The following is a 12571-nucleotide window of genomic DNA, read 5'->3' as shown; positions in this document are numbered from 1 at the left end:
GGATGCACCCCATGTTCATCGATTATGATATAGCGGTCATCGGCGCCGGGATTACCGGTGCCAGTATCGCGGCGAAGCTGTGCAGCGAAGGTGTGTCGGTCGCGCTGATCGACAAGGCCGCAGCCGGCAGTCTGGGCGCAAGCGGTTACTCTGGTGGGCTGGTTCGCCTTTACGACAGCGATCCTCTGCTGATGGAGCTGGCAGCCTGCTCGATAGGCTTGATGAACGACGGTGTTTTCGCGACGACATACGCCAGCGCGCTGCGCTGCACGGGTGTGATCTATCGGGCCGCCACCGAGCAACTGGATAATCTGTGCCGCGCCATTGAGCAATACGGTAACGAGCGCTACCCGATGCGCCTGCTTGCAGGTCATGAACTGGATGGAAGCCGCTATCCGCACTGTCCGGCAGCGAATCGGGTGAACCTGTTCGAAGCCCGCGCCTGCGTCGGCAATGTCCGTCAAGCTGTTGTCGCGCTGTGTCAGGTGGTCCGTCAGCAGGGTTTGCTGCTGGAGCATCGCGAGATCAAGGCCATCGATTGCCGCGCTGCTGATCTTGTGCACATCGAAATGGGCGATGCAACGCTGCGTTGTCGAGCCGTAGTGGTGGCTGCGGGTGCCTGGAGTCAGCATCTGGTGCCGCAGGCGGGGCTGGAAGCCCGTTCGATTCCATTGGCTCGGGTCGTGACCGAGAGCGACTGGTCAATGCCGGTGATCGATGAGGTTACGCAGAGCTATGGCGTGCCGCTGACTCGCCCTATCGTGCAGACCGGCTGTGGCACGCGCGACAGCGGCCCTTGGCCGGAGCATCTGGCGCAGCCCGATGCGCGGCATGCCGAGGACGCCTGCAGACGGATTGCCCGGTTGTGTGGTTCTACAGCCAGCACGCGGGTACTGGATGTGCTGCCGGGTTTCGACAGCTACAGCGCCGACGGTCGTCCGATGCTGGGGTTCTGCCCCGGACAGAGCCCGGTTTATCTGGCAGCCGGCATGTCGGGGCTGGGTTTCAAGTTTGCGCCTGGCGTCGCCAGGATCGCTTTCGAGCAATTGCGAGATCACCTGGCCGGGAAGGACCGGTCGTGCTCCGGCTGGTCGGCATTGTCGCCACGTCGGCAGATGCCCGCTGCCAGTCTGGCGGGGATACAGCCATGATGCCCCTCGCCTCACTGGTGCCAGGCTTGCGGGTCGGTGTCAGCGCACTGTTCGACCCCCACGACACGCCGCACGCCCGGACCTTCATGAGGGCGCTGGCGGTGGCACGCAACTGCGTGCCGGGACTTGCGCGGGTGCAATGGCACTTTCTCGACGACGGAGCCGATGCCGTTCGCGGGGCCGAAGTGGCGCGGCAAATGATTGATTGGAAAGCCGATCTGGTCATCGGCCATTTCTCTTCGGACGCTGCCGTCAGCGCCGCCGCGCTATATCGGCAAGCCGGTATCGCGCTGCTGACACCCGCTGCGACGATTGACTGCCTGACGCTGGAGCATCGCAACGTCTTTCGTTTTTGCCCGGCGGACAGGCAACTGGCGGTGGAGCTGGTGAATTGGCTGGCGATCCGTCAGTGGCGGCGCGTGCATGTTCAGGCTGACGACAGTGCTCATGGTCAGGCTCTGGGCGCAGCCATCAGTAAAACCCTGGCAAATGCCGGGTTGCAGTGCGTCGACGAGCCAGACCGCGCCGATGTGGAAGTCTTTGCCGGGCGTCTCAAAGCCAGTCGCGAACACTGGCTGGCGCGCCGACAGGCCGGCAGCACTCTCCCGTTGGTGCTCACCGACGACGCGGCCTCGCCATACCTGGGTCGTCCTGCATCGCGCGACCGCAACACTTTCGTCATCGGTTTCGGCGCTCCCGACAGCACAGCAAATGCCTGCCACGCCCAAGCGCTGCACCGGAAGCTGTTTGCTGCCGAGCCGCCTGCCTACTTTCGCGAAAGCCTGCTGATGCTTTACGCGCTGGCTGAATTGGCCAATGGCGGTCTTCGCGCCGGGCAACTGCTGGACGCGTTGCAGCACACCACCTTCAACACACCGTTGGGCGCAGTTAGCTTTGATCGGGGTGAGCTGCGAGGCGCGATGACCTGCATCTGGGCCCCGGGCCCCACAGGACTGACCCGCGTCACCCGATAGCCGCAAGAAAAACCAAGAACACCGCTTCACGCCAACTCTAAGGACAGGAACTTCATGGGTAACTCTACACCACACACGTTGAACCCGGACGCCGTCTGTATCGGCTTCGGTCCAGCCGGCATCGCGCTGGCCTGTGCTGTTGAAGACGCACGGGAGGCCAATGACCCGCTCGGTTCGCTGTCCATCCGCTATCTGGAAGCCGCGCAAGACAGCCAATGGCACCGCGAACTTTTGCTGTCCGGGACCGACATCAACCATCACGTATTTCGCGATCTGGTAACGCCGCGCAACCCGCGCAGCCGCTTTTCCTTCGCCATGTACCTCAAGGAACAGGGGCGGATGTTCGATTTCGGCTTGTTGGGCCGTCCCGCCAGTCGCCATGAATGGTCGGATTATCTTGCCTGGGTTTCCAGGCAAGTGGACAGCCAGACCCGCTTCAATACTCCAGCAACCGGAATTGACCCGGTGATCCGCAACGGTCGCCTGCATGAAGTCCGGGTCTGTACGCCGGATACCTCCTTCTCGACGCGCAACATTGTGCTGTCCAGCGGCAGCGCACCGCGTATTCCACACGCATTCGAGGCGCTGCTTGGCCCGACGCTGTTTCACACCTCGCAGTTTCTGACCCGCCTGCAAGCTTTTGGCGAACACTTGCCCAAGCGCTGGCTGGTGCTGGGCTCGGGGCAAAGCGCCAGTGAGTCGGTGCTGGAGCTGGTCAGTCGCGATCCTGCCATCAAGGTGCATTCAGTGCATCGCTCTGCCGGTTTCAAGCTCACTCAACTGGGTCAGTTCCCCAACCGGGTGTTTGCCCCGGATCACGTCGATTACTTTCACAGCCTGAGCCCCGCCGCGCGGCAGCGTTTTCTCGACTGGAGCCGCTCGACCAACTATGCGGGAATCGACCCGGATGAAAGCCAGAAGCTGTTTTCGCTGATTTATGAGGACTCCATCGCCGGACGCAAGCGTCTGCAGACCCACGCCTACAGCCTGATCAGTGCCATCGAGCACAGCGCCGATGGCTACCGGGTCGAGCTGACCGACACCTTCAGTCAGCGTACCCAGATGATCGAGGTCGATGCGGTGGTGCTTGGCACCGGTTATCAGCAGTACCTGATACCGCCGCTATTGAGTGGCTTGCAGCCATGGCTCAAGGCCGATCTGGATGGCGGCCTGCTGATTGGTCGGGATTACCGCGTCGCTACGCAGGGCGAGTGCGACGTGAATATCTGGGTCAACGGACTTTCCGAACGCAGCCACGGAATCAGCGACAGCCAGTCGTTCTCGCTGATGGCGCTGCGCGCCGAGCGTATCGCCACTGCGCTTCAGCAGGCGGTAACACCGGCAGCCGAACCTTTGTTGGCACAGTGGAAGTGACCCCTATGTACGACTCTCTTTGCGACATCGTCCACGATCAGACCTTCCTCAAGGTTTCTGGCCTGGGCGAAGACTTTTTCCTGAAGCTGGAATCACTCAACCCGGCCGGCTCGATCAAGCTCAAGACCGCCGCAGGGCTGATCAATGACCTTCAGACTCGGGGTTTGCTGGGCCCTGACACGATTCTGATCGAGTCTTCGTCGGGCAATCTCGGTGTGGCGCTGGCGATGATCTGCGCGGAGCGGGCGATACCCTTTACCTGCGTGGTCGATCCCAACAGCTCCAGCCATAACATCCGCATGATGCGCAGCTATGGTGCCGAGGTGATTCAGGTTCAGGCCCCGGACGCCAATGGCGGTTTTCTGGGAACACGCATTGCGCTGATCCGGGAAAAGCTGGTCAGCGACCCACGATACGTCTGGCTCAATCAATACGAGAATGCCGCCAACCCGCGTGCTCACGCCCGGACCACGGCACGCTCGATCAGCCAGCACTTCGGTCATGTCGACTATCTGTTCGTCGGTGCCGGGACCACCGGCACGCTGATGGGCTGTGTCCAGCATTTTCAGCGGCATCACCCGAGCACCAGAATCATTGCCGTCGACAGCGTCGGTTCGGTGACCTTTGGCACTCCGGCCAGCCGTCGCTTCATACCGGGGCTGGGCACCAGCCAGCATCCGCCGATCTTCAAGGCTGATGGTATTCATGCGCTGGAGATGGTCCCGGAATCCTGTACCGTCGCCATGTGTCGCATTCTGGCGCGCAGCAAGGGTTTGCTGGTTGGCGGGTCCACCGCGACGGTAATCGCTGCGGTACATGCCTGGCGCGAGCGCATCGAGCCGGGTTCGGTGGTCGTGGCGTTGTCGCCGGACTGGGGCGAACGTTACCTGGATACCCTCTACGACGATCAGTGGGTCGAGCAGCGTTTTGGCCGTGAAGTGCTGAGCATGACCCTGGCGGATCTGCCCCCATCAGGGGCTGCGACATCTCAGGGAAACGTAAAAACGCCTTCGCGAGCAGGCTCGCTCCCACAGGATGGGTGTGTATCTGTCCTGCCTCCACAGCAGCAGTGTTCAACCCTCTGGCTGGCCGCCGAGCGGTTGAAGCAGGCAGCCTTTCATGTGGTCGATGGCGAGGTGGTCGCGCGCCTGCTGGCGGCGGATCCTCTGGCTTGTATCAATGATGTGCAGGCGGCTTATCTGGCCCATGAGGCCGGACGTACGATCAATCCCGACAGTTACTTTCTGCGTTTTCCCGAGGCACCGGCCAATCGGATCATTGCCTTGCCCGCCAGCCTGTCCGGCGAGCAGGCAGTCAGTGGCATCAAGTGGATATCCAGCTTTCCGGACAATATCGAGACGGGCCTGCAACGCGCCTCGGCCGTGCTGATCCTCAATGACCCACTGACCGGCTACGCCTTCGCCTGCCTGGAAGCCTCACGGATCAGCGCCATGCGCACGGCTGCCTCGGCGGTACTCGGTGCGCGATGGATGAACCGTCATCAACGTCATGTCGGACGAATAGCGTTCATCGGTGCCGGTTTCATTGCCCGGACAATCCTCGACATGTTTGTCAGCGATGGCTGGACGATGGACGTAATAACCGTCTTCGATCAACACGAAGACTCGGCATCGGCGTTGGTGCAGCATGCTGCCAGTCGACATCGGATGAACAGCCGGCCAAGCGATTTGCCGACCGCCTTGCAGGCTGATGTGGTGGTGTTCGCTACCACCGCGTCGAGCCCTTATGTGCTGGAACCGGTGTTTCAGCCCGGGCAACTGATACTGAACATTTCGTTGCGTGATCTGGGCTCGGAAGTCATCGCGCAAGCCAACAATATCCTTGATGACGTCGAACACTGCCTCAAGGCGCAGACTTCACCTGATCTCGCCGTTCAGCAGTATCAGGACCGTTCCTTCATCACCGGGACGCTGGCCCAATTGATGACCGGGCAGGTGGAACTGAGCCCGGATCGGGCCTCGATCTTCTCGCCATTCGGTCTCGGCGTGCTGGACCTCGCCGTGGGCCAGCGCGTGTATCGCCAGGCAGTGGCCGAAGGCAGTGCGTTGCCGGTGCCGAAGTTCTTCTTTGAGTCGAAGCGCTGGTGATGGCCGTGCAGACGCATACCGTCGCCATTATCGGCATGGGCTCACGTGGCTTGAGCATTCTGGAGCAGTTGATCGGCCTGAGTCGCCATGCCGATCGGCCTTTGAATATCGAAGTGTTCGACCCGCAACCACCCGGCAGCGGGCTGCACCATATACAGCAGCCGGATTACCTGATGCTCAACACCGTGGCCGGCCAGTTATCCGCGTTTTCTTCCGCATTCCCGGCTTGCGCGAAAGCCGGTCCGACCTTTCTGCAATGGTGCCGCAGTCAGGATGTGCGCCTTGACGAGCGCGGCCATGTCAGCACGGACGGGCAGGGCAGAGCGGTGGCGTTTGGCGACTTTTTGCCGCGCGCATTGCTCGGGCGCTACTTGCAGGACAGCTATCGCTTGCTCCTGCAGTGCTGCCCGGCGCATGTGCAGGTGCGCTATCACGCCGAGCAGGTCATGACCTGTAGGCCGCTATTGGAAACGCCCGGCTTCAGGTTGCGCACTCGACGTCTGGAGATGGATGTCGATGCCGTGTTCCTCACCAGCGGGCATGCCCCTGAAACCGGCGCGCAGTTGGAGGTCGGCGATAGTGTGGCCATCGAGGGGCTGGGACTGACCGCGATGGACACACTGGCCCACCTGACTCAAGGGCGCGGCGGGCGCTACGTGCGGGATGCTGGCTTTGCAGGTTGGCGATATCTGCCGTCCGGACGCGAGCCCAAGGTGTTCCTGTACTCGCGCACAGGGCTGCCGTTTCATGCACGGCCGCAATGGCATGCCTCCAGCCAGCCCCCATTGCCGAGGCTGTTCTTCACCGCTGCCGCCATAGCCCGTTTGCGCGAGCAAAAGGAGGGCGGGCAACTCGACTTTCGGGCCGATGTGCTGCCGCTGATCAAGGATGAAATGTGCGCCGTGTTTTATCAGGCCAGGGTCCGGCTCGATGCGCCCGCGAAGTTCGCTTCCGTGCAGCGGCTGCTGCGCGAGTCAACCGCCAGACCGGTAGCGCTTGAGCGGCTGGCTGAGTTGTGGGGTGAGTTTGACCCTGAGCAATGGCTGTTGACCCAACGCTGGTCGGGTGCGCAAGGCACGTATGGCCAATGGTTCGTCGACTGGATCAAACGGGACCTGGCGCTGAGTCGACTGGGCACGGCAGGCAGTCCGATCTGCCAGGCACTGGGGGTCTGGCGAGATTGCCGCGACCTGCTGCGCCTGATCGCGGATCGCAACGGCCTGACCGAGTCGTCGACCCTGGAGTTTTATGGCACATGGGCCGGGTTGAGCAACCGGCTGGTCGGCGGGCCGCAGAAGGAGCGCCATGAAGATCTGCTGGCGCTGATCGAGGCTGGCGTCGTGACGATCCTGCCACCGATGGACGATGTGCAAAGGACCGATTTTCGCCCCGACAGCATCATTGGTGCGCGGGTCGCCCACGGCGGTCTGTCGGGCAATGGCCCTGGACTGATCAGTGATTTGCACGAGCAAGGACTGATTCGCGCTGCGCATGCCTGGCCTGCCGACGGTATTGAAACCGATGAGTCTGCTCGTGCCATTGGCCGCGATGGTTCTGTGCAGCAGCGGCTCTGGGTTCTGGGGCCAGCCGTGGAAGGCTGCACCTTCTACAACCACTACGTGCCCACGCCTGACCCGACCTGCCGCGCACTGATCGAAGCGCGCAGGGCGGTCGAGTCATGGTTGGAGATGCTGGCGAAGCACACTTCAAGTTGCATTACATTCAAGTTTAATAAAGCTGTTTAACTTATTAATTAAAAAGGAATTACTGATATGTATGAAGTCACTTTACTGACCGCGCTGGCGGGAGCGTTCATCGTGCTGATCATCAGTCCCGGCCCGAACTTTCTGGTGATTACTCAACTGTCGTTCAGCCAGTCCCGGCGGCAGGGCATCTGTGCAGGGCTGGGTGTGGCTTCGGGCAGCATTCTCTGGGCGTTGCTGGCGGCTACCGGATTGGGGTTGGTGTTTCAGCAGTTGCCGTGGCTGCAACCGGCGTTGCAGTTGCTGGGCGGTGCTTATCTGACCTGGCTCGGCACCAAGAGCCTACGCAGTGCCGGCAGCCAGCCCAAACCGAGGGACATCGGTGCACTGGGCATCGGCAGCCTGAGCCGTGCCTATCGGTTCGGCCTGCTGACCAACCTGACCAATCCCAAGGCGCTGGCGTTCTACACCAGTGTGTTCACCACTGTGACCACGCCGGGCATGCCGATGTGGGTGCGCACTGCGGGGGTGTCGATCATTGCGGTACTGGCGATCTCCTGGTTCGTGCTGCTGGCCACATTGTTTTCGATCCCTGCCGTGCAGGCGCGCTATCAGCGCATGAAAAAGGCCATCGATATCGTCACCGGTCTTTTCATGATCGCCTTCGGCCTGCGTCTGCTGATCGGTTTGCTGCCTGCCAACTTCATCTACTGAAATAACCTGCAAGGGACTACGTACATGCACAGCAACGACTGGCACTACCCGACTTCAATCCGTGCAGGCGCTGGACGCGTCAACGAGCTGGCCGACGCTTGCCGGAAGACCGGCATAAAACGGCCGTTACTGATGACTGACAGCTTTCTCGGCAGTACCGACATGATCGCCAGCGCCGTGGAGGATTGCCGCAGCCAATTAGGCCATTGCGGTCTGTTTGACCGGGTCAAGGGCAACCCGACCGGGAGCAACGTCGCCGACGGTCTGCACGCCTACAGAACCGGCGATTATGACGGCGTCATTGCGTTTGGTGGCGGTTCGGCGCTGGACGCGGCCAAGGCGGTTGCTTTGATGTCTGGCCAGACCCGCCCGTTATGGGATTTCGAAGACATCGGGCAGAACCATCTGCGCGCCGACCCGAAAGGCATTGCGCCGGTGATTGCGCTGCCGACCACGGCCGGGACCGGTTCTGAAGTAGGGCGTGCATCGGTGATTACCGACGAACAGGCACAGGTCAAGCGCACCATCCTGCACATTCGCATGATGCCGCGCATCGCGATTCTGGATGCCACGCTGACCCTTGACCTGCCCAGGCACCTGACCGCCGCGACGGGTGCGGATGCCTTGACTCACTGCATGGAATCCTGGTGTTCACCGGCGTGGCACCCGATGGCCGAAGCGGTTTCGGTCAAGGGCATGCAGATGATCAAGGAATATTTGCCTCGGGTTGTTGCTGACGGCCACGACCTGGAGGCGCGGCAGCAGATGCTGGTGGCCTCCAGCCTCGGTGCAGCGGCGTTTCAGCGCGGGCTGGGCGGCGTACACGCGATTGCACAGAGCCTGGGTGCGCTTTACGACCAGCATCACGGTTTGCTCAATGCGATCCTGCTGCCTTACGTGCTGGAGGCCAATCGCTCGGCATTACTGACGCAAATGGATGAGCTGGCAGTCTACCTGCGTTTGCCCACACCGGGTTTTAGCGGGGTTATGGAGTGGTTATTGACATTGCGCGAGCAGATTGGAATCCCGCATACGCTGGGCCAGATCGGTATCGATGATCGCGACGCCGAGCGCGTCGGGAAGATGGCGTTTGCCGATGGCTGCTCGCACACCAACCCGATTCGTCATTCGGCCGAGGTGTACGCGCAAGTCTTCAGCCGTGCGGTCAGGGGCCAGTGAGTCATGACCGCACTGGATGAACCCGCCATGCGGCGTCTCGACAGCGTCTGGCAACGCTTTGTCGGTCAGGGCCGGATCGTCGGCGGGGTCCTGTTGCTGGCTCGTCGTGGGCGCACATGTTACGCCAGTGCGCTCGGCTGGGCTGATCGCGAACAGCAGATTCCGATGACTCGCAGCACACGCTTTCGGCTGGCGTCACTGACCAAGCTACTGACCTCGGTGCTGGTGTTGCGGCTGTGCGAGGCGGACGTCCTGAAGCTTGATGCCTCGGTGACGGACTGGTTGCCAGCCTTTCGTCCGCGTCTGGCCTGTGGCCGTGAGCCTGTCATTACGCTGCAGCATTTGCTGTCGCACACTTCCGGCTTGAGTTACGGCTTCGAACAAGCGCCCGACAGCGCCTATCACCGCGCAGAAGTGTCGGACGGGCTGGATTGTGTCGCCTTCGATCTACAGGAAAACCTGGCCCGGTTGGCGCGTCTGCCCTTGTTGTTCGAGCCGGGCAGCGCCTGGGCCTATTCGTTGGCCACTGATGTGCTGGGCGCGGTGGTCGAGCGGGCCACTGGCATGGCCTTGTCGGAAGCCGTTGCCAAATGGGTTACGCAGCCGTTGCACATGAGTGCAACCTCGTTCAGGCACGAGCAGCAACTGCCGCTGGCCAGTGCCTACAAGGACGGAGTTGGCGGCCCGGAACGTGTCGGCGACGATGATTGGCTGTTGCTCGACAGCGGACGGGCGCGGCTGTCGTCGGCCCGCGCTTGCGACGCTGGTGCCTATAAGTCCGGCGGGGCTGGCATGCTGGGCACAGCGGATGACTATCTTCGGCTGCTTGAGTGTCTGCGTCTGGGGGGCGCGCCGTTATTGAGCGCCGTCAGCACCGAGCGCTTGCTGAATAACGCGATTGGAAACATGACCATCGCCAGCCGTGGGCCCGGCTGGAAGTTCGGCCTGGGGCCGATGATCCTTGCCGAACCCGCTGCTGTGCGGGGGCAGCAGCAGGGTGTCGGAACCTGGTCATGGTGCGGCCTGTATGGCAGCCATTACTGGGTCGATCCGGTTTCCTCGCTCAGCATGGTTGTCCTGACCAACACGGCTGTTGCGGGCGCGTGGGGTGAGTTTGCCGAGGCGCTCGTCGATGCGGTCTACGCCAGACACGAGGTCACGCCCGGGCAAACTGCTTGCGGTAGCTGCTCGGGCTGACGCCCACCAGATTGCGGAAGTGCCGGCGAAAGGACTCTTCAGAGCCAAAACCGGCCCGATCCACCACTTCGTTGAGACGCAACTTCGAGGATTCCAGTAATTCCTTGGCGTAGGCAATGCGTTCGCCAAGCAGCCAGTCGTAAGGCGTCAGGCCGGTACTCTCCATAAAGCTGCGGTGCAATGTCCGGGTACTGAGCGCCGCCCGTGAGGCCATTTCCTTGATGGTGTGGGGACGTTGCAGGTCGCTGCGAATCCAGTCCATGAGGTTGGAAATCGGCCCGTCGCTGGCCGACACCAGTTGCCTGGAAGCATATTGCGACTGACCGCCTTCGCGATGCGGCGGTATGACCATGCGCTGCGCCACCATGTTGGCAACGCGCGAGCCGTGATCGTTACGCACCAGGTGCAGCATCATGTCCAGCCCGGCAGCCGAGCCCGCAGCGGTCACGATTTTGCCCTGGTCCACATACAGCTCGTTGGGCTGAATGGTCAAGCCCGGATACATGGTCGCCAGCAGGTCGGTATAGCGCCAGTGGGTAGTGACCTTGTGCCCGTCGAGCAAGCCGGCTGCGGCCAGAACGAAGGCACCCGTACAGATGGAACAGATCCGCGCGCCGCGTGCATGAGCAGCCTGGAGCTGTTCGATGAGCCGTTGCGGAACCTCGGACTCCACCCCGCGCCAGCCCGGCACGATGATGGTATCGGCGTTTTCCAGCAGCACTTCGCCTGGCGTTGGCACGATGGTAATGCCACCGGCGGCGGTAATCGGCCCATCGTCGACCGGAAAGGTCGCGAACTCGTACCAGCTGACGCCCAGTTCGGGCCTTTTCAGTGCAAAGACTTCGACCGTGCAGCCAAATTCGAAGGTGCACAGCTGGTTGTAGATAAGTGCGACGACAAGGTGATTTTTCATGGCGCGATGTTACCGGATATTGGCATTTCAGCCAGTAGTTTGGCGTGATGCTACTGGTTAATCTGCACGCTGTCACTCGCTTGAACCCTAATATGCAAGAGGCCTGCCCGGCAGGCCCTGGAGCCAACTCGTGCCACTCAATATCGGTATCTACGTTTATGACGACGTCGAGGTTCTCGACTTCGCTGGCCCCTACGAAGTGTTCACCACCGCAACGCGCATGCACGCTCGCAACAGCCGTGATGACCGGCAGTTGTTCAACGTGTTCACCATTGGGCGCAGCACTGCACCGGTGCGTGCCCGCGCCGGTCTCAAGGTCGATCCGGATTTCTCGATCAATGACCATCCGGCCATCGACTGTCTGATCGTCCCTGGCGGCGTTGTGACTGCCGAGCTGGAAAAACCTGACGTGATCCACTGGATCAGTGATCAGTCGGAGCCCGGGCGCGTCGTCGCCGCAGTGTGCACCGGTGCCTTTCTGTTGGCCCGGACCGGCAAGCTGGCAGGCAAACAGGTCACCACACACTGGGAAGACATTGACGATCTCAAGGAAATGTTCCCGTCGGTAGACGTGCTCAGCACGCTGCGCTGGGTCGACGAAGGCTCGTTCGTGACATCGGCAGGCATCTCCGCCGGTATCGACATGAGCCTTCATCTGGTGGAGCGCCTGCACAGCCGTGAACTGGCCGAACGCACGGCGCTGCAAATGGATTTCGACTGGACCGAGAACGACTGAGGCTGTCACTAACCCCCGGTCACCTCTGAAGACGCTGTGTGCCCGAAACGTGCATAGCAAACCCTTCAAAGCGATAGCCAGCCATCGCCATACCCCCGCTCGAGACATTCGTCCGAATGGCCGATAACCCGGCCATTCCGGTGTTTCAGCGGGGGTTTCCTGTATTCCCGAGCCTTTGGCTCAGCGGCAGGGCCGCACCCATCTTTGCAAAACCAGAGTGCAGGACACATGAAAACCCATTTCTTTAAAGTCGTTCAAACCGTTGCACAGCACGGTTCGTTCTCGGAGGCCGCAGCCATTCTGGGCTGCAGCCAGTCGAACATCAGTTATGCCATTAAGGAAGTCGAAGATTTTTTCGAGAAGCGCCTGTTCATTCGCAGCCGCACCGGTTGCACACTCACTCCTGAAGGCAAGGTCATCAGCCAGACCCTCGGGAACATCATGGCCACGCTCGAACAACTAAAAAAAATGGGGTCAGTGGCAGCGTAACCATTCATTACCATTCGCATATCCTCGAGACCA

Annotated in this window: 11 protein-coding genes; 10 read left to right on the top strand and 1 reads right to left on the bottom strand. The window is 61.3% G+C overall.

The window, feature by feature from the left end; all coding sequences use genetic code 11:
• Nucleotides 1-11: 11 nt before the first annotated feature.
• From ALO80_RS07605 to ALO80_RS07565, 8 genes are read left to right on the top strand one after another with little or no spacing between them, the layout of a single operon-like run.
• Nucleotides 12-1151 carry an NAD(P)/FAD-dependent oxidoreductase gene (locus ALO80_RS07605; RefSeq protein ID WP_055008514.1) on the top strand — a complete coding sequence of 380 codons (1140 nt, stop codon included), beginning with the start codon at nt 12-14 and terminating at the stop codon, nt 1149-1151.
• A complete protein-coding gene (locus ALO80_RS07600; RefSeq protein ID WP_055008513.1) occupies nt 1148-2125 on the top strand; it encodes an ABC transporter substrate-binding protein in 978 nt (325 codons plus the stop codon). The genes ALO80_RS07605 and ALO80_RS07600 overlap by 4 nt, the downstream gene beginning before the upstream one ends.
• A gap of 54 nt (nt 2126-2179) precedes the next feature.
• Nucleotides 2180-3499, top strand: coding sequence for a lysine N(6)-hydroxylase/L-ornithine N(5)-oxygenase family protein (locus tag ALO80_RS07595; RefSeq protein WP_055008512.1), 1320 nt, complete (start codon nt 2180-2182; stop codon nt 3497-3499).
• Nucleotides 3500-3504: 5 nt separating this feature from the next.
• Nucleotides 3505-5607, top strand: coding sequence for a 2,3-diaminopropionate biosynthesis protein SbnB (gene sbnB, locus ALO80_RS29225; RefSeq protein WP_083493184.1), 2103 nt, complete (start codon nt 3505-3507; stop codon nt 5605-5607).
• Nucleotides 5607-7352 carry an FAD/NAD(P)-binding protein gene (locus ALO80_RS07580; RefSeq protein ID WP_055008511.1) on the top strand — a complete coding sequence of 582 codons (1746 nt, stop codon included), beginning with the start codon at nt 5607-5609 and terminating at the stop codon, nt 7350-7352. The genes sbnB and ALO80_RS07580 overlap by 1 nt, the downstream gene beginning before the upstream one ends.
• A 27-nt stretch (nt 7353-7379) precedes the next feature.
• Complete coding sequence (locus ALO80_RS07575; protein WP_055008510.1) at nt 7380-8024, top strand: LysE family transporter; 645 nt, start codon at nt 7380-7382, stop codon at nt 8022-8024.
• 24 nt (nt 8025-8048) lie between these two features.
• A complete protein-coding gene (locus ALO80_RS07570) occupies nt 8049-9203 on the top strand; it encodes an iron-containing alcohol dehydrogenase (RefSeq protein WP_055008509.1) in 1155 nt (384 codons plus the stop codon).
• A 3-nt stretch (nt 9204-9206) separates the two neighbouring features.
• Entirely contained in the window at nt 9207-10400 is a 1194-nt protein-coding gene (locus ALO80_RS07565) for a serine hydrolase domain-containing protein (protein WP_055008508.1), read from the top strand.
• Here ALO80_RS07565 and ftrA read toward each other — a convergent pair.
• Complete coding sequence (gene ftrA / locus ALO80_RS07560; protein WP_055008507.1) at nt 10360-11313, bottom strand: transcriptional regulator FtrA; 954 nt, start codon at nt 11311-11313, stop codon at nt 10360-10362. The two genes, ALO80_RS07565 and ftrA, sit on opposite strands and share 41 nt — an antisense overlap.
• 130 nt (nt 11314-11443) lie before the next feature.
• Here ftrA and ALO80_RS07555 point away from each other — a divergent pair, with 130 nt between their 5' ends.
• The gene (locus tag ALO80_RS07555; RefSeq protein ID WP_005734627.1) at nt 11444-12049 is read left to right on the top strand and encodes a DJ-1/PfpI family protein; all 606 of its coding nucleotides are present in this window, start codon (nt 11444-11446) and stop codon (nt 12047-12049) included.
• 228 nt (nt 12050-12277) lie between these two features.
• A complete protein-coding gene (locus ALO80_RS07550) occupies nt 12278-12538 on the top strand; it encodes a helix-turn-helix domain-containing protein (protein WP_010430082.1) in 261 nt (86 codons plus the stop codon).
• Nucleotides 12539-12571: the final 33 nt, after the last annotated feature.

This window comes from Pseudomonas caricapapayae (genome assembly GCF_001400735.1).
GTDB lineage: Bacteria > Pseudomonadota > Gammaproteobacteria > Pseudomonadales > Pseudomonadaceae > Aquipseudomonas > Aquipseudomonas caricapapayae.
Note: the sequence above shows the minus strand (reverse complement) of the source record. Positions and strands in the feature narration are given on the sequence as shown.